Raw genomic sequence first — 16,929 nt, 5'->3', positions numbered from 1 at the left:
TGCATTTATTTCAAAACCTATGAAGATACCTACAATACTTTATAAAGCGTGTAATAAGGGACTGCCATCTATTTTTTATGGCTTATTTCCTCATACGTTATTACACATGCCTTGTAAATGTAAAAGCTGCGGTATCCCCGCAGCTTTTTTGTATATGTTTTTATTGTATAATTATGGAATTTTATATATGACTCATTGGAATCTAATGAGTAGGTATCTTCATTTATGATAAAAATCAATCATAGTGAGGAGAAACAAAATGAATACGATGACTTTTGAAAAGTTACAATATAACGAATTAAAGGATATAGTGAAATCTTATTGTGTAAGTGGATTAGGTAAGGAATTATTAAACAAATTAGAGCCGAGTACGAGTATAAAAGTAGTGAGAAATCGGTTGAATGAAACGACAGAAGCACGAGCTATATTAGATGCAGAAGGGCATGTTCCTTTCTTCGGCATTTCTAATATTGCTAGTACAATTCAAAAATTAGAAAAAGGTATGATTTTAGATCCAGAAGAATTAGTGAGTGTTTCAGACTTTTTACGTGGATGTAGAAAGATTAAAAAGTTTATGTTAGATAAAGAATTTTTTGCACCAGTATTAGCTTCTTATGCAAATTCAATGACTGAATATAAAAGTATTGAAGAGGAAATTAACTTTTCAGTTAAAGGAAATAGTATTGATGCAGCTGCAAGTAAAGAGTTAAAACGAATTCGAAATAATATCGATTCTGTAGATGGGAAAATAAAAGAACGTTTAACGAAGTTTTTAAATAGTAGTGCAAATAAGAAATTCATTCAGGAATTCTTTATTAGTAAAAAGGATGACCGTTATACGATTCCAATTAAATCTTCCTATAAAAATCAAGTTGCTGGAAGTATTATTGAAGCCTCGGCAAAAGGTTCTACTGTATTTATAGAACCGCATACGGTTACGAAATTGAATGCAGAATTAGCAGGTTTGAAAGCAGAAGAAGCGGTTGAAGAGTATCAGATTTTAGCGACTTTATCAGGAATGGTGTTAGAAAACATTTATAGTATAAAGATTAACATGGAGCTAATTAGTCAGTATGATATGGTATTTGCGAAAGCGAAGTTTAGTAAATCGATTGACGGAATAGAACCGAAGTTAAACGATCATGGCTACATTCATTTAGTGAATTGTAAGCATCCGCTTTTAACAGGGCAAGTTGTACCGTTACATTTTAAAATTGGTCAAGAGTATCGTAGTTTAATTATTACAGGGCCGAATGCGGGCGGAAAGACAATTGTGTTAAAAACAATTGGATTGTTAACATTAGCTACAATGTCAGGTCTTCATATTGCAGGAGATAAAGGTACAGAAATCGCTATTTTCGAAAATGTATTCGTAGATATTGGTGATAATCAAAGTATTGAAAATGCACTAAGTACATTTTCGTCTCATATGAAAAATCTTTCTGAGATTATGAGGATGTCAAATAATAATACGTTACTTTTATTTGATGAAATAGGGAGCGGTACAGAACCAAATGAAGGTGCAGCACTTGCAATTTCTATTTTAGAAGAGTTGTACTTTGCGGGATGTATTACCGTTGCGAGTACGCATTACGGAGAAATTAAACGATTCTCAGAAATGCATGATGACTTTATGAATGCAGCGATGCAGTTTAATAGTGAAACGTTAGAGCCGCTTTATAAATTAGTTATCGGAAAATCAGGAGAAAGTAATGCACTTTGGATTGCGAATAAAATGAACGTAAAAGAACATGTACTGAAAAGGGCGAAAGAGTACATGGGAAATAAAGAGTACGCTTTAGAAAAAGTGAATGAAAGTAAAATTAGAAAACCGAAATTCGTACAAGAAAAAAGAGAATCTCATTATGAGTACAAAATCGGCGATCGTGTTAATTTATTGGATCATGATGATTTTGGTATCATCTATAAGGAAAAAGATAATTTTTATAACGTTGTTGTATATTATAACGGTGAATTCGTTGAAGTAAATGTAAAACGTATTACTTTAGAAGTAGCAGCGAAGGAGTTATATCCAGAAGGATATGATTTAAATACACTATTTGTTGATTATAAAGAAAGAAAAATGCAACACGATATTGAGCGCGGATCGAAAAAAGCACTGCGTAAAATTCAAAAAGAAATAAGAAAGAATAGAGGATAAGTTAAAATGGTAACGATTAGACAAGAACAAAAAAATGATTATAGAAAAACAGAAGAAGTCGTAAAAGAAGCATTTTTAAAGGAAGAATTTAGTGATAAAACAGAACATGAACTTGTAAAACGTATTAGAGAATGTGACGCGTTTGTTCCGGAGTTATCAATTGTTGCGGTAGATGAAGATATAGTTGGTCACATTATGTTATCGAAAATTACAATAGAACAAGATGGAACTTCTGTAGAATCGTTAGCGCTTGCACCAGTTTCAGTTGCTAGGGGCCATCAGAAGAAAGGCATTGGCGGAAAACTGATCACGGCTGCTTTAGAAAAAGCGAAAGAACTTGGATACGGATCAGTTGTAGTATTAGGACATCCAGAGTACTACCCGAAATTTGGTTTTAAGAAAGCAAGTGAGTGGAATGTAAATGCACCGTTTGAAGTGCCTGAAGAGGTATTTATGATAATGGAATTAACAGAAAATGCCCTTCGAGGTGTAGAAGGAATTGTACAATATTCGAGTGCTTTTGCTGAGTAGGAGTACCGGTTAAGAAATGTAATCATAAAAGGTGCTATCTTTTTGTATGGATATACAGAAAGATAGCTTTTTTTATTAAGCGGATCTACTGACGTATATTTTGCTCAATGAATAATTGAGGTGGTAAAATTGATATAGAAACGTAAAGGGAGAGAATGAAATGAATAAGCGAGAAACAGATAGCAATGAGAATGCAGTTACGTTATATGTTACAAGACACGGTAAAACAATATTAAATACGAATCATCGCGCGCAAGGTTGGGCTGATTCTCCATTAGTAGAAAAAGGTGTTGAAGTTGCCACAAATTTAGGGACAGGATTAAAAGATATTCATTTTATGAATGCATATAGTAGTGATAGCGGCCGCGCAATTGAAACTGCTAATTTAGTATTAAAATATAGTGAGCAATCAAAATTAAAACTTGAGCAAAGAAAAGATTTGCGAGAATTAAATTTCGGTATTTTTGAAGGTGAAAAACTTGAGAATATGTGGGATGTGGTTGGAAAAGCTGCAGGCGTTGCATCACCAGAAGAACTTATGAAGTTTTCTATTCAAGAAGTGATTAATCTTATTAGAGTAGCAGATCCTACGAAACAGGCGGAAGATTGGGACTTATTTTCTACTCGTATAAAAACAGAGATAGATAAAATTAGTGAAGAAGCTGCTGGAAATGGTGGCGGTAACGTTTTAGTTGTCGTTCATGGGCTTTTGATTACTACCTTAATAGAAATGTTAGACAGTAGCAAAACAAAACTTGGAGTGGAAAATGCTAGTGTGACGAAAATTGTATATCAAGATGGAACATACACAGTCGAGTCTGTTGGAGATATGAGTTACGTTGCAAAAGGGAAAGAAAGTGTTGAAATATAATTAAATCTCCAATAGATATAAGAAAAGGAAGGTAGAGAAATCTAGCTTCCTTTTCTTATTGGAACGATTATGGAATCAATAAAATCTTCCCAGTACTTTTTCTGCTCTCTAATAATTTATGTGCAAGAGCACCATCTTGTAAGGCGAATGTAGTAGGACTCGCGATGTTTACTTTTCCACTAGTGATCCAATCGAATAATTGAGTAGAGCGCTGCTTACGTTCTTCAAAAGTAGTAAGCACGTTCCAAAGGTCTCCACCAGTTAAAGTTTTTGAAGTATCCATAAGCATACGCGGATCAACTGGCGCAGGATTACCACCAGCCATTCCGTAAAATACGACAGTACCGCCAATTTTAGTAGCGTTAAAACTTTCCCCTAATGTAGAACCTACTGATTCATACACAACATTTACTCCAGTTCCATTAGTCATTTCAAGTACTTTCGTATGCCATTCTTCGTTATATAAAAATACGTGATCGGCACCAGCTAATGTAGCTATCTTTGCTTTTTCTTTTGATGATGTAAGACCAATTACTGTTCCGCCCTGTAGTTTAATCATTTGAATAAGAAGTTGACCGACGCCACCAGCTGCAGCGTGTACTAAAGCTATATCACCTTGTTTTAGTTGATAGCTATCGTGCGTTAAATAATGTGCAGTTAATCCTTGTAATAAGACAGAAGCGGCTGTTTCAAAAGAAATAGAATCTGGTAGTGGGATTACTTTTTCAGATGGAACGGCAACTAGTTCTGCATTTGCAAATGGGACGTCCGCAAATGCAATACGGTCTCCTAGGTTGATAGTAGTAACGTCAGCTCCTACTTTTTCAACAATTCCAGCTCCTTCATAACCTAATACATAAGGCGGATTGCCAGCAAGATGATAATCGCCGCGGCGTCTATAAATATCAGCGAAGTTTAATCCGATTGCTTTCGTGCGGACAAGAATTTCATTTGGACTTATGATTGGATCGTGTATTTCTTTATAGTGTAGAACATTAGCGTCTCCGAATGTTTCGAAACAAAGTGCTTTCATATGGAATACCTCCATTTATATTGTTTATAGATGTTCTTTATCATACAATACAAATATCAATAGACAAAGAGGATTATTTCGATGGAATCAATCGGAAATATCGATTGAAAAGAGGGATGATAAATGGAAATAAAACAGTTAATTACATTTAAAGTAGCGGCACATACTTTGAACTTTACACAAACTGCGAAGAAATTAAACTTTGCCCAATCGAGCGTTACAGCACAAATTAAAACATTAGAGGCTGAGCTCGGTACACCACTATTTGAGAGATTAGGGAAACGTCTTTTCTTAACTGAAGCAGGTAGGAAGTTTCAACTATATGCCGACAAGATGATTGCACTCAGTAACGAAGCGAAAATGGCTGTGAAAGATGATGAAGAAATAGCAGGTACGTTAATAATTGGTGCACAAGAAAGTCAATGTACATACAGACTGCCTTCTATATTAAAGAGGTTTAAAATACAATTCCCAAAAATAAAACTTATATTTAAACCAGCACACTCCAATAAAGATGCGAAGGAACAATTGATGGAGGGGAAAGTAGATCTTGCATTTATTTTGGACGAATGTAAAACAGAAGATGTTTTACATGTGGAACCACTTATGAAAGAAGAATTAAAAGTAGTAGCTGCTCCTACGCATCGTTTACTTGAACAACCTTCAGTTTCTATAAAAGATTTAGAGAGTGAAACACTGTTACTAACAGAATTAGGCTGCTCGTATCGGACTTTATTTGAAGAGCTATTTCGCTGGGAAGATGTATATCCAGCAAATAAAATTGAGTTTGTTAGTGTTGAAGCAATTAAACAATGTGTTATTGCAGATTTAGGCATAGCCGTTTTACCAGCAATAGTAGTAGAAAAAGATATACGAGAGGGGACGATAAAAGAGTTACATTTAGAAAATACAATCTCTCCGATTTATACGCAAATCGCTTGGCATAAAGACAAATGGATGACAGTGCCACTGCGACAATTTATTGATGTAACGAGGGAGTTTTTTACAACGGATTAAGTGGAGAAATATTTATTTTATATAAAAGAAACAATGGCAATTTTGTATAAAGAACCGATGCTTGAATATAACAAGTATCGGTTCTTTTATGTTTTAAATAAAGGATGCTATAAAATGTGTATTTCTCAACTTTTTTCTTACAAGGATAAGTAAAATTCTTCGTATATTCCAATAATCATAAGGGAATTTACAACATTTATTCGTTTCTGTAAGATGCATCTAGGAAGCGTGAAAGGAGGGCTTACATAGCAGTATAGGTTGTCTTTAGTATATATAATCATTTTGAGGGGGAATTTAAAATGTTTAAAAAGTTAATGAAAGTATGCGTGTTAAGTGCGGCAAGTATAGGTGTATTATTTAGTTTCCAAGGAAGTACATTTGCAGCTACTGATTTAAGCAGTTATTATGACGGGAAAAATCCAGCAACAACGAAAGTATACGGGGGAAGTACGACGTGTGATGCAGATGGATTTAATGCAAAGTCTACAGCAGTTTATGAAGGTAGTAAAAAAGTAGGAACAGTGTATTTACGTTACAGTAATAAATGTCATGCAGCATGGTCTAAGCTTGTTTTAGATCAACCAGCTCCTTCTGTTTCTGGAGGGGTATATGCTTACGCTGTTATTAATAAATATAAAAATGGTGTATTCCAAAAATCAGTAGACTCTAATAGTGGCAATGGAGCAATAAAAACAGGACAAACGAGTACGTATACAGGAATGGTGTTTGATTTAACTGCTGATTTTGGTTATACAGCTGATGCCGAAGCGGTGACGATTAATAACGGCTACGGGAAAACTGGACGTTATTAATAAAGGAGTGGAATTCTATGAAGCTTTTTAAAAAGGTAAGCGCATGTCTTTGTCTGGCATTGCTCATCGTAACTAGTGTGTTTAGTACGACCAACAATGATAAAGCATACGCAGAAGACCATTCATATGATAGGAAAAGTCCTTATTATAATAGCTGTGATCAATCCGCAGTAACGAAAGAAAAGAAGTGGATTGATTCAAATTCTTATGTAGAATTAAAATTTAGCACGACATGTAAGACAGCATGGGCGAAAGTTACTGTAACTCGCCTGGCAATTTATAATAATGAAGCTGATGCAAGGATTGTTAGAAAAACAGATGGAAAGGCATACACTTGCGGAAGTGCTGGAGGAAATGGTGTTGTAAATAAAGGGCAAACATCATGCTATACGCCAATGGTATATGATTTAGATCCAAGAAAGGCACAAGCACAAGGGAAACATGCCATTCCGAATAGTGATGCATATAATTATGCGGAGACTATTTGGTATTGATACGATTATACATGTTTTAAGAGCTGTTATTTGATATAAAAAAAGAAAGAGCCTTACTGCATTTTATTGTGGTAAGGTTCTTTAAAATTGTTTAATAGATTAAGTACATCCATTTACAAAGGTCTGTCTATATAATCGCTTTTAAGTATGGCCATAATAATTTCATCTGAGTATGTATCGTTATAAAATAAAGATTGACGTAAGGTTCCTTCTTTTACAAAACCAACTTTTTCATAAGCTTTAATTCCGCGTAAATTATGGCTAAATACTTCTAACTCTAAACGATTTAATGATAGTTGTTCAAAAGTAAAACTTAAAACTATTTTAATAGCTTCAGTTCCATAGCCTTGTCCTGTTAATGCTATTGAAATCATTGATATTCTGAATCCTGCTCTTTTGTTCTCCTCATCGATATCTAAAATCGACAACTCTCCAATCATCTCGTCAGTACTTTGTAAACAAATAGCGAAATCATAGCGACTTGAATCATTATTTATATGATCTATATGTTTTGTAATTTGCTCCAATGAAAAAGTGGACTTAGTTCCAGTCATATATCTTATTTCATCATCCATTGTACTTTCTAATATAATAGGAGCATCTAGCTGACAAAGAGGCCTTAAATAAATTCTTTCGCTCTCTAATCTCATTATAATTTTCTCCTTTAGTTAGTAATTGAATGTATAAATACTTAAACTTTCTTCAATGAGTTACATAAAAAATATGAATCTTAATTCGATGTTACATGAATTTTATAATGGTATGGTATACCTAAAACAAATAATAAAAGTTTTATACACAACAAAATGTATCAACGAGTTTTTTGATCATACTATTATTCTTGCTGCTCATTCCGCTTTTAAATGAACACGAATGTATTAACTAAGGTCTGTATCAGGAGGAGTATATCCAAGGTGACGAGCCATAGATACAATTTGTCCTTTATGGTGAAATTCATGCGTCTCCGTATGAGTTAAAAGCCATAGCGGAGTTGTGCTCCAAGGTTCTTTTTGCCATTTCACTTCATTTGCTATATTTTCGAGCCAACGGTCATTGTATTCATCTAAAAAACGTTGTACAGTCTCATCTACTAACTTAAATCTAGCGCGAACTTTTTCCACATCTGCATGCTCAATTTCGTAATCGCTAGCAAATGAAAAATCTGCTCTTTTTTGCTTGAATGCGAATGATCCAAGCCAGTATCGATAGCAATCGGCTACATGAATATGAGTCTTTATAATGCTACCGCTTCCGAAATTAGAAACTGTGCTATGTAATTTCTCTACTGGGATTTCTTCCAAAAACGAAAATAGAGTTTCTCTTGTAGCACTAATAAGATTATATTGTTGTTTTAAAATATGTAACATGCAAGTACACTCCTCTTTTATTAACATAGTAAGTAATTCTATATTTACGAGGAGTGAACCTTTTTATTATTTTTAATAAGCATATTAGATGTATTTCTTATTTGTTTCTGATAGATTAAACAAGGTGAAACTTTAATAAGTTGAACATTCTTAGTTCATAATAAATTGTACATCAAGAAGGGGAACGATAAAATGAATAGACTAGTGGGTTTAAAACAATTTGAAATAACGCGCGGGGCGTTACTTAAATTTATGGAAACGTTAGATGATAAAACTGTGGATACGCAGCCAGAGGGTTTTAACAATACAATTCGTTGGCATATTGGACACGTGTTAACAGCAGCAGAGACTTTCATGTTCGGAAGAGAATTTAAACAATTGCCAACTGAATATCCAGGTATGTTTGGATATGGATCAAGACCATCTAAATGGACGACAGAAGGACCATCGTTAGAAGTGTTAACGGCTCAATTAAAAGAACAAGCAAAACGTATTAACGAAATTCCAGCAGAAGCATTTGAAAATAAACTGCCAGAGCCATTCCTAGGATTGGAAACAGTAGGGGAGCTTTACGGTATGATGCTTTATCATGAAGCTGATCATATTGGGCAAATGAAGGCGATGGAACGTATTATTAAAGCTCTTTAGTCTTAATTGCATATAACAAGCAATACAGTTGTAATGTTAAATAATATATACAAAAAAGGTAGATAAATTATTATCTACCTTTTTTGTATAACTTCTTGAAGGATTAGAGAATTTTATAATTTTTTATGTTGTGATTATTAATTATAGTATTCCTAAATATGGAATATACGTATAATGATAGAGAAGAACTAGAAATAGGAGTGAATACTATGATTACATTAGAGCAAAAGTTGGAGCAATATAAACATACATATGTACAGTTAAAGGGAGAACTAAAATGGAAAACGAGTGATTCTCGAACAGGAATGATGATTGCTGCTATGTATGCAGGTAGTGATAAATTGTTTAATCTCGGACGTTTTTTAGAAATTAGTAGTTATATTAAGAATCAGGTAGGGATGTTTTCATACTTAAAGTCTTATCATCGTTTTGTAGTGGCCGCAACATTAGATATTCACTTTACAGATTACAAGAAAGCTTTTCGGACGTTTTTAGATTTATATGAACAATTGGTCACTGGTGGCTTTAGCCGGAGTATATTTACTTATCTCGCAGCAGCTGTGCTTTTGACAGAAGAAGATGAACAGCATGGCGCGCACATTCAGCGTTCGATGCAAGTATATAAACGCATGAAAAAGAATCATCTCTTTCTTACAAGTACAAATGATTATCCGCTCGCAGTTTTATTAGCAGGACAATCAGAGCATGTAGAAACACTTATGGACCGAGTGGAACGTCTTTATCAGAAACTAGCGACAGCTGGTTTGCGTAAAGGGAATGATCTTCAATTTTTGAGTCATATTCTTTCACTAAAGAAGGAGGTCAGGGAAGAACTATTAGTTGCAAAATGCACAAACATATGGAATTTGTTAAAGCAAGAAAAGGTAAAAGTAAAACAGATGCATTACCCAGCTATTGGGCTACTAGCGTTACTCGAGGACGGAGAAAAAGAGATTCATTCTATTCGAGCATTTATTGAAAAATTGCAGGGGGATAAATTGTTCCGTTGGCATACAGATACAAATATTCTTATTGCTATTCAACTGTTCGTAAGTCAGAAAGGTGAGGAAAGTAAAGCTACCAACACAGGTTTACAAACAATGATAGAAGTCCTCATACAAGCACAACAGGCAGCCATGATGGCAACGATTGCTGCTTCATCTGCAGCAACATCTTCTGCTAGTAGTGGTTCATAATGTGCAACTGCTTATGCTCTTGTAAATTATAACTCCTTTGATAAGGTCGGTTTAAAAAATATTACTAAAAAAAGCCCATCACTCTCTAATGAGTGATGGGCTAATTGATTTTACATAATCAGCATTATCTTTTTGATTCCTTCAAATGTTTGAGCTGCGTGACAATCATAATGCTAATAACAACTAATAAAAACCATGAGCTAATTTTGCTTAAGTGAACGAGGTTCCATGCTTCCCGTTGATTTGGATATTGCCATGCACCGAAAAATGTTGCGATGTTCTCTGCAATCCAAATGAAAAATCCGATAAGGAAAAAGGAGAGAACGAGTGGTATTTTATATGTAACGCCTCGTAATGAAAATTCCACAAATGTCTGAAAGAAAACGATGAATAGAAGTAAAGTTAAGAACCATCTAAAATCGTATAGAAAATGATGCGTAAAAAAATTGAAGTAAATCATTGCTCCTAATGGCACGGTAAAAATAGCTTTCGGCCAATAATGCATTTGTAAATGCAACCTTCTCCACGCTTGACATATGTAACTTGCGACACTTGCGTACATAAAGCCGCTGTAAAGCGGAACTCCAAAAATCTTTGAATACGCCTCTTCAGGATAACTCCATGAACCGAAATGAACTTTATATATTTCTAGTAAAAGGCCGATGAGGTGAAAGACAGTAATTACTTTTAATTCGTCTTTCGTCTCAAGTCCAGTCTTGTACATAATCCACTGCATAAGAAGACATGCGATGAGTATGAAATCATAGCGATATAACCCTGGAATAGAAACGATTTTTGAAAGGGCTAGTGTTAAGAAAATAACGACTGGGAATAAGCAAGATAATGCTTGCTCGTAAGTGAAGTGTAGTAGTTGTTTTATATAGAACATTGTGTCACCTTTGGGGTTTTTATTAGAAAAATCAAAATAATTAATAAGTATACTACAATTTAAAAAATAATTCAGTAGTCTATTTTGCGTGTATTTGTAAGTCTTGGAAGGGAATTGTAATGAGTATTTTAATATTTAGCGAAGTGAAAAAATAGTTTGCTATTTAAAAAAAGTGGGGATATAATATCTAAATGAAAATGATAATTATTATCAATAATAATTACAAATAAAAAATAATTATAAAAAACAACTGAATATAAAGGATGAAATGAAACATGTTACATAAGTCTACTGTACATGCTGGTAGTAACCGCTGGATACATATTAAGTTCATATGTTTCATGAGCTTAACAATTTTATGTTTAATTGGATCTATATTTTTAGCCATTTCATTTGGTGCAAAGGATATTCATTTACAAACGGTGTGGGCAGCGGTTTTGAATTACGATCCGAAATTAACACAGCACCAAATTATTTATGAATTAAGGCTCCCGAGAGTAATTGGAGCAGCAGTTGTAGGGGCAGCTTTTGCGGTTGCTGGTGCTGTTATGCAAGGTGTAACACGAAACCCTTTAGCTGATGCAGGTGTACTCGGAATAAATGCAGGTGCGATGTTTGTAGTAGCACTTAGTTTTGCTTTTTTTCCGCATATGCCGTATTCCTATTTAATGATTGTTTCCTTTATTGGAGCAGTCTTAAGTACAGTACTTATTTTTGTTATTGGATCAGCAACATCAGGTGGGTTAACACCAATGAGGTTAACGATTGCTGGAGCTGTTATGGCAGCGCTTTTACATTCATTAAGTTCAGGTGTTGCGATTTATTATGATTTAAGCCAAGATTTAGCGTTTTGGTATGCTGGTGGTGTTGCAGGGGTTAAGTGGGAACACTTGAAATTTTTAGTCCCTATTATTCTTATAACGATTATTTTTGCAATAGTGTTAGGGAAATCTATTTCACTCATATCAATGGGGGATGATGTTGCTACAAATTTAGGAGTGAAAACGAACCGAACGAGAATACTAGGGATGATTATAGTAGTTATTCTGGCAGGTGTTTCTGTTTCAGCTGTTGGTTCTATTGGATTTGTGGGACTAGTTATCCCACACATTGCTAGAAAATTAGTTGGTGTTAATTATAGACTCATTATTCCTATGGCAGCATTATTAGGAGCTATGTTATTAGTTGTAGCTGATTTAGGGGCAAGAACAGTAAATCCTCCTAAGGAACTTGCGATAGGGATTATGGTAGCTCTTGTTGGAGTTCCGTTCTTCCTCTATATAGCACGTAAAGTTGGGAGGGAGTTATAAGTGAAAGATCTTTTTAACACGGATAAAAAGAGAGCTATTACTGTAACTACAATCTTCGGATGTATAAGTATCGCTGTAATTTTAATTAGTTTAAATACAGGGACACTGAGTATAGCACCACTTAGAGTAATTGAAACACTTTTGGGTTATGGTGATTTTGAGAGTGCAACCGTGCTATATGATTATCGTATGCCAAGAATAATAATCACGATGTTAGCCGGTATTGGTCTTGGTATTTCCGGTGCGATTTTGCAAGGGTTATCACGTAATACACTTGCAGATCCTGGGATTTTAGGGTTGCATTCAGGTGCATCTTTCGGTCTTATCGTATTTGTTACTCTCTTTCATTCTATTAATGAGAGTGCATCCATTTTAATACCGTTATTTACATTTGGCGGAGGAGTATTAGCTGCATTTCTTATTATTTTACTTGCGAGTGATCGGTCAAAAGGTTTACTTCCCATTAGACTTATTCTCGTTGGTATTGCAGTTTCAGCTGGCTTTAGTGCAATTTCGTTATTTTTCTCTCTCAAGTTAAATGATGAGACGTATACATTCGCTTCTAGATGGCTAGTTGGTAACGTGTGGGGAAGGGATTGGATTCATGTCTTTGCATTATTACCTTGGATTTTCATACTAACCCCTTATGCGTGGCTAAAATCTAAAACGTTAAATGCATTGTCACTAGGTGATAGTGTAGCAGCAGGACTTGGTGTTTCTGTTCAAAAAGAACGGTTATTACTTTTAGCTACAGCGGTTGGATTATCTTGCACAAGTGTATCGATGGCAGGAGGAATTGGTTTTATCGGTTTAGTTGCTCCGCATATCGCAAGGAAGTTAGTAGGTACTACATATCAACACTTTCTTCCTTTAGCTGGCATTATCGGAATGATTATTTTAGTGCTAGCAGATACGATAGGTCGTTCTATATTTGAGCCAAACTCTATTCCGGCTGGTGTAGTAGTGGCAGCTTTAGGAGCACCGTATTTTCTTTATTTACTTACAAAAACAAAATAAATACTTCAAAGAGGAGAACATATGAAAAAGAAACTTACTATTTTATTTAGCATGATGTGTATTTTAGTATTAGCAGCATGTGGTCAAACGAAAGCTAATGAAGAGGCAACGAAAAAAACGGAAAAAAGTAATGATCCAAAAATTGCTTCAATGTCTATTCATTTAACAAATGATTTACTTGCATTAGGAATTACACCAGTAGGTTCTGTTATTGGTGGAGATTTAAAAGATTTCTTACCGCACGCTAAAGAGAAGTTGAAAGATACGAAGAAGCTTGGTGTTGTAACAGATCCGAATATGGAAGCGTTACTTCAATTAAAGCCAACTGACATTTATGTTGATGAAAAATATGCTGGTAAAGATGTAGCGAAATACGAAAAAATTGCAAAAACACATTCTTTCAATTTAGATGAAGGTACGTGGAGAGAGCATTTAAAACAAGTTGGTAAACTTGTAAACCGTGAGAAAGAAGCAGATAAATATATTCTAGATTACGAAGAGCAATCAAAACGAGTAAAAGGTTTAATAGATAAAGAGCTAGGTAATAACGAAAAAGTAATGGCAATTCGCGTTACTGCAAAAGAATTGCGTGTATTTAGTACGAAAAGACCGATGGGACCAATTTTATTCCAAGACTTAGAGTTACAGCCTGCAAATGGTGTAGAGAAAATTGATGGAAACCGCCCTTTCGAAGTCATTTCACAAGAAGTATTACCTGACTTTGATGCAGATGCGATTTTCGTTGTTGTAAATAGAGATGATAAAGCAAAAGCAGCATTTAAACAACTTCAAGAAACGCCAATTTGGAAAGACTTAAAAGCAGTTAAAGGCAAGCATGTATACATTATCAATGATCAACCATGGCTTGACTATTCTGCTTTAGGAAACAAAATGGCAATGGATGAAGCGGAGAAAATGTTTACGAAATAATATAGTTTTGTTATTAGGAAAGGCCCTCTAAATTTGAAGGGCCTTTCTATTATTGTTAGAATAAATAAAAAATTATACAATGAAGTTAATTCAATATGGAGGAGATGTGCCAATGTCAGTGCTTATTGTAAGTATCCCGTTTATGAAACAGTTTATGGAACAAGGGGATAAATAGGCTAAAATAAGTATCCCTGTTATTTAAAAGGGGGAGTTTGAAATGACAATGAATCTTTTTCGAAATAAAACGATTAAATTATCAGCTATGAGAGAAACAGATGCTGAAGTAATGGCTATGTGGCAAGAAGATAGTGAGTATTTAAGAAATGTTGATACAGATGTAGCATTCCCGCAATCTTTAAATGAAATAGCAAGTGATGGGTTATTAAAAGGACGGAGATCGAATAGTGTTTCTTTCATGGTAAGGACAGTTCAAGAAGATCGCTTAATTGGTTTTGTGGCGATTCATGGTATAGAGTGGAATAACAGAACAGGTTTATTAGCCATTGGTATAGGAGATGCGAATGATAGAGGAAAAGGATATGGGAAAGAAGCAATACATCTTATTCTAAAGTATGCTTTCTATGAATTGAATTTACACCGCATCGGTCTCGATGTTATTTCGTATAATAAACCTGCCATTGCATTGTATAAAAAGATGGGTTTTGAAATGGAAGGCTGTATGAGAGAAGCGGTTCAAAGAGATGGGAAGTGTTTTGACCGTATCATTATGGGGATATTGCGGGATGAATGGATAGAGCGGCAAGTTTAGAAAGTACATTCGAAATTATATATGTAGTATGCAGGAGATATAATGGTAATTGGCGAAAATTTACAGTGTGCTGATTGAATTTATAAGGAGTCATGCAAAATGAATTTAGAAAAGGAAAAACCAGTAAATGAAGAGGTCGCCGAATTAAAAGAACTTATTAAAGAGTTACACGGAAGTGTGCACCAACTTCAAAGTGAAGTGCAGCAACTAAGGCACGAAAGACCAGTTGTTGAAGTGAGAAAAGGTGTTCAATTATCACCAACAATTATCGGACAAATTGGTGGTATGATTTTAGGTGGTTTAGCAATTATCGGTATATTTTGGTGATGAAAAAAGGTTTGCAGCACGATGCTGCAAACCTTTTGTATTTGACGATATAATGTCATGCAATACAACTTTTACATTAAATAACGTAAATATATATAAGCATGTGATAACAAGAGTGCAACAATAGTTAATGGTAAACCAATTTTTAAGAAGTCCATATAAGAGAAGCCATGTCCTTCACGTTTTGCAATACCAGCAACGACTACGTTTGCAGATGCTCCGATTAGCGTTCCATTTCCTCCTAAGCAAGCTCCAAGAGATAACGCCCACCATAGTACTTCGATTTGCGGAGAATCGACAGATAGTCCGAGTCCTGTAGCTAAGTCTTGAATAAGAGGAATCATCGTAGCGACAAAAGGGATGTTGTCGATTGTCGCAGATGCGATGCCAGATACCCATAAAATAAGTATAGCTGCGAATCCGATGTCACCGTTTGTTACGTCGATTACTTCTTTTGCAAGTGAAGAGATAAGTCCGATATCAATTAACCCGCCAACGAGAACGAATAGTCCGGCGAAGAAGAAAATGGTTACCCATTCAACGTGGGCAAATACATCTTCAATATCATGTTCTTTCACGCCGATTAACATAAGAAGTGTAGCGCCTGTCATCGCTATAACGGCAGCGTCTACATGAATAATCGAATGAAGTACGAAGCCTAAAATAGTGAGTCCTAAAATCGAAATAGATTTTAAAAGGAGGCTTTGATCTTTAATGTAATCTTTTTCGTTTAATGCCATTAGTTTTTCGATTTGTTCAGGTGTTGTTTTTAGTTTGTTACGATACATGAAGTAAATAATGCCAAGTGTCACGATAGAAATAATAATTACGATTGGAGCTAAGTTAATTAAAAAGGCGTTAAAGTCTAAATGCTTGTTTGCTGATCCAATCATAATATTAGGTGGATCACCGATTAATGTTGCTGTTCCGCCTATATTTGAAAACAGCACTTCTGAAATCAAATAAGGTACAGGATTTACTTTTAAAATACGTGTAATGGATAATGTAACAGGAACGATTAATAAAACAGTCGTTACATTGTCCAAAAATGCTGATCCGACGGCAGTTAATAGGGATAGTAATAATAAAATGCGAATCGGTTTTCCGCCAGCTGCTTTTGCCGCTTTAATGGCCACAAATTCAAAGACGCCTGATTGACTCGTAATATGTACGAGAATCATCATCCCAATTAAAAGGGTAATCGTTTCCCATTGAATATGTGATGTGAAAGCAGTATGTAAATCTACAACTCCAAAAATAATCATAATAGCAGCACCGAATAGTGCGATTACAGCACGATTCAATTTCTCAGAAATAATAAATCCGTACGTGATTAAAAATACGGCAATTGCAAAATAATATTGCCAATTTGCTACTTCATGTGCTGACTGTTCCAATCATGTCACCTTCTTTAAATTATGTATTCAATTGTCGAAATGTATCTCGCTGCAATAATACGGGATAAAATATATTGTAGCAAATTCAAAAAAGAAAGAAAACTATTTAACAAAGTGAAGGAAAAAATGTATTTTTTACATATCATATAAAAAATATAAA

The 16,929-nt window shown here is 34.7% G+C and carries 18 protein-coding genes; 13 read left to right on the top strand and 5 right to left on the bottom strand.

All coding sequences use genetic code 11. The features are described from left to right. The first annotated feature begins 259 nt into the window (after nucleotides 1–259). The 3 genes from DN399_RS16940 to DN399_RS16930 all read left to right on the top strand — a co-directional run bounded on the left by DN399_RS16940 (nucleotide 260) and on the right by DN399_RS16930 (nucleotide 3,563). On the top strand, nucleotides 260–2,161 hold the full coding sequence (locus tag DN399_RS16940; protein WP_149149845.1) for an endonuclease MutS2: 1,902 nt from the start codon (nucleotides 260–262) through the stop codon (nucleotides 2,159–2,161). 6 nt (nucleotides 2,162–2,167) lie between these two features. Beyond that, complete coding sequence (locus DN399_RS16935) at nucleotides 2,168–2,692, top strand: GNAT family N-acetyltransferase (RefSeq protein ID WP_016123108.1); 525 nt, start codon at nucleotides 2,168–2,170, stop codon at nucleotides 2,690–2,692. A gap of 160 nt (nucleotides 2,693–2,852) precedes the next feature. Then, on the top strand, nucleotides 2,853–3,563 hold the full coding sequence (locus DN399_RS16930) for a histidine phosphatase family protein (RefSeq protein WP_025708871.1): 711 nt from the start codon (nucleotides 2,853–2,855) through the stop codon (nucleotides 3,561–3,563). 67 nt (nucleotides 3,564–3,630) lie between these two features. Here the strand turns inward: DN399_RS16930 and DN399_RS16925 are convergent, their stop codons facing one another. After that, nucleotides 3,631–4,596, bottom strand: coding sequence for a quinone oxidoreductase family protein (locus DN399_RS16925; RefSeq protein ID WP_149149844.1), 966 nt, complete (start codon nucleotides 4,594–4,596; stop codon nucleotides 3,631–3,633). 123 nt (nucleotides 4,597–4,719) lie between these two features. Between DN399_RS16925 and DN399_RS16920 the strand changes: the two genes are divergently transcribed. The 3 genes from DN399_RS16920 to DN399_RS16910 all read left to right on the top strand — a co-directional run bounded on the left by DN399_RS16920 (nucleotide 4,720) and on the right by DN399_RS16910 (nucleotide 6,919). Further along, nucleotides 4,720–5,613 carry a LysR family transcriptional regulator gene (locus DN399_RS16920; protein WP_149149843.1) on the top strand — a complete coding sequence of 298 codons (894 nt, stop codon included), beginning with the start codon at nucleotides 4,720–4,722 and terminating at the stop codon, nucleotides 5,611–5,613. A 299-nt stretch (nucleotides 5,614–5,912) separates the two neighbouring features. Then, nucleotides 5,913–6,425, top strand: a complete 513-nt coding sequence (locus tag DN399_RS16915; RefSeq protein ID WP_044307094.1) for a DUF2690 domain-containing protein — start codon at nucleotides 5,913–5,915, stop codon at nucleotides 6,423–6,425. Nucleotides 6,426–6,442: 17 nt separating this feature from the next. Beyond that, nucleotides 6,443–6,919, top strand: coding sequence for a DUF2690 domain-containing protein (locus DN399_RS16910; RefSeq protein WP_149149842.1), 477 nt, complete (start codon nucleotides 6,443–6,445; stop codon nucleotides 6,917–6,919). Nucleotides 6,920–7,032: 113 nt separating this feature from the next. On the opposite strand, the gene DN399_RS16905 is transcribed toward DN399_RS16910, so the two are convergent. After that, a complete protein-coding gene (locus DN399_RS16905) occupies nucleotides 7,033–7,569 on the bottom strand; it encodes a GNAT family N-acetyltransferase (protein WP_149149841.1) in 537 nt (178 codons plus the stop codon). 228 nt (nucleotides 7,570–7,797) lie between these two features. Then, nucleotides 7,798–8,286, bottom strand: a complete 489-nt coding sequence (locus DN399_RS16900) for a DinB family protein (protein WP_006925360.1) — start codon at nucleotides 8,284–8,286, stop codon at nucleotides 7,798–7,800. 192 nt (nucleotides 8,287–8,478) lie between these two features. On the opposite strand from DN399_RS16900, the gene DN399_RS16895 reads away from it, so the two are divergent. Continuing rightward, the gene (locus tag DN399_RS16895) at nucleotides 8,479–8,934 is read left to right on the top strand and encodes a DinB family protein (protein ID WP_001081123.1); all 456 of its coding nucleotides are present in this window, start codon (nucleotides 8,479–8,481) and stop codon (nucleotides 8,932–8,934) included. A gap of 158 nt (nucleotides 8,935–9,092) precedes the next feature. Beyond that, the gene (locus DN399_RS16890; RefSeq protein ID WP_149149840.1) at nucleotides 9,093–10,130 is read left to right on the top strand and encodes a DUF4003 domain-containing protein; all 1,038 of its coding nucleotides are present in this window, start codon (nucleotides 9,093–9,095) and stop codon (nucleotides 10,128–10,130) included. A gap of 124 nt (nucleotides 10,131–10,254) precedes the next feature. Here DN399_RS16890 and DN399_RS16885 read toward each other — a convergent pair whose 3' ends face one another. Beyond that, entirely contained in the window at nucleotides 10,255–11,019 is a 765-nt protein-coding gene (locus tag DN399_RS16885; RefSeq protein WP_000499387.1) for a DUF817 domain-containing protein, read from the bottom strand. 275 nt (nucleotides 11,020–11,294) lie between these two features. On the opposite strand from DN399_RS16885, the gene DN399_RS16880 reads away from it, so the two are divergent. From DN399_RS16880 to DN399_RS16860, 5 genes are all read left to right on the top strand, one after another. Continuing rightward, the gene (locus tag DN399_RS16880; RefSeq protein ID WP_000902738.1) at nucleotides 11,295–12,329 is read left to right on the top strand and encodes a FecCD family ABC transporter permease; all 1,035 of its coding nucleotides are present in this window, start codon (nucleotides 11,295–11,297) and stop codon (nucleotides 12,327–12,329) included. After that, on the top strand, nucleotides 12,330–13,346 hold the full coding sequence (locus tag DN399_RS16875; protein WP_049107846.1) for a FecCD family ABC transporter permease: 1,017 nt from the start codon (nucleotides 12,330–12,332) through the stop codon (nucleotides 13,344–13,346). A 21-nt stretch (nucleotides 13,347–13,367) separates the two neighbouring features. After that, entirely contained in the window at nucleotides 13,368–14,276 is a 909-nt protein-coding gene (locus DN399_RS16870; RefSeq protein ID WP_149149839.1) for an iron-hydroxamate ABC transporter substrate-binding protein, read from the top strand. Nucleotides 14,277–14,493: 217 nt separating this feature from the next. After that, nucleotides 14,494–15,045 (top strand): GNAT family N-acetyltransferase, encoded by a 552-nt coding sequence (locus tag DN399_RS16865; protein WP_000178508.1) that lies wholly within the window; start codon nucleotides 14,494–14,496, stop codon nucleotides 15,043–15,045. A 99-nt stretch (nucleotides 15,046–15,144) separates the two neighbouring features. After that, entirely contained in the window at nucleotides 15,145–15,372 is a 228-nt protein-coding gene (locus tag DN399_RS16860) for a coiled-coil domain-containing protein (RefSeq protein WP_001047311.1), read from the top strand. A gap of 71 nt (nucleotides 15,373–15,443) precedes the next feature. On the opposite strand, the gene DN399_RS16855 is transcribed toward DN399_RS16860, so the two are convergent. Then, nucleotides 15,444–16,769 carry an ArsB/NhaD family transporter gene (locus DN399_RS16855; RefSeq protein ID WP_149149838.1) on the bottom strand — a complete coding sequence of 442 codons (1,326 nt, stop codon included), beginning with the start codon at nucleotides 16,767–16,769 and terminating at the stop codon, nucleotides 15,444–15,446. Nucleotides 16,770–16,929: the final 160 nt, after the last annotated feature.

It is taken from the genome of Bacillus sp. AR4-2 (assembly GCF_008274865.1).
GTDB lineage: Bacteria > Bacillota > Bacilli > Bacillales > Bacillaceae_G > Bacillus_A > Bacillus_A cereus.
This window is presented reverse-complemented; position numbering and strand designations above follow the sequence as displayed.

Bases quoted from the DNA above. Each gene is read 5' to 3' on its own strand.
- DN399_RS16930 (WP_025708871.1), top strand. From the start codon at position 2,853: ATGAATAAGCGAGAAACAGATAGCAATGAGAATGCAGTTACGTTATAT.
- DN399_RS16880 (WP_000902738.1), top strand. From the start codon at position 11,295: ATGTTACATAAGTCTACTGTACATGCTGGTAGTAACCGCTGGATACAT.
- DN399_RS16860 (WP_001047311.1), top strand. From the start codon at position 15,145: ATGAATTTAGAAAAGGAAAAACCAGTAAATGAAGAGGTCGCCGAATTA.
- DN399_RS16915 (WP_044307094.1), top strand. From the start codon at position 5,913: ATGTTTAAAAAGTTAATGAAAGTATGCGTGTTAAGTGCGGCAAGTATA.
- DN399_RS16895 (WP_001081123.1), top strand. From the start codon at position 8,479: ATGAATAGACTAGTGGGTTTAAAACAATTTGAAATAACGCGCGGGGCG.
- DN399_RS16925 (WP_149149844.1), bottom strand. From the start codon at position 4,596: ATGAAAGCACTTTGTTTCGAAACATTCGGAGACGCTAATGTTCTACAC.
- DN399_RS16870 (WP_149149839.1), top strand. From the start codon at position 13,368: ATGAAAAAGAAACTTACTATTTTATTTAGCATGATGTGTATTTTAGTA.
- DN399_RS16905 (WP_149149841.1), bottom strand. From the start codon at position 7,569: ATGAGATTAGAGAGCGAAAGAATTTATTTAAGGCCTCTTTGTCAGCTA.
- DN399_RS16935 (WP_016123108.1), top strand. From the start codon at position 2,168: ATGGTAACGATTAGACAAGAACAAAAAAATGATTATAGAAAAACAGAA.
- DN399_RS16865 (WP_000178508.1), top strand. From the start codon at position 14,494: ATGACAATGAATCTTTTTCGAAATAAAACGATTAAATTATCAGCTATG.
- DN399_RS16910 (WP_149149842.1), top strand. From the start codon at position 6,443: ATGAAGCTTTTTAAAAAGGTAAGCGCATGTCTTTGTCTGGCATTGCTC.
- DN399_RS16885 (WP_000499387.1), bottom strand. From the start codon at position 11,019: ATGTTCTATATAAAACAACTACTACACTTCACTTACGAGCAAGCATTA.
- DN399_RS16940 (WP_149149845.1), top strand. From the start codon at position 260: ATGAATACGATGACTTTTGAAAAGTTACAATATAACGAATTAAAGGAT.
- DN399_RS16900 (WP_006925360.1), bottom strand. From the start codon at position 8,286: ATGTTACATATTTTAAAACAACAATATAATCTTATTAGTGCTACAAGA.
- DN399_RS16920 (WP_149149843.1), top strand. From the start codon at position 4,720: ATGGAAATAAAACAGTTAATTACATTTAAAGTAGCGGCACATACTTTG.
- DN399_RS16890 (WP_149149840.1), top strand. From the start codon at position 9,093: ATGGAATATACGTATAATGATAGAGAAGAACTAGAAATAGGAGTGAAT.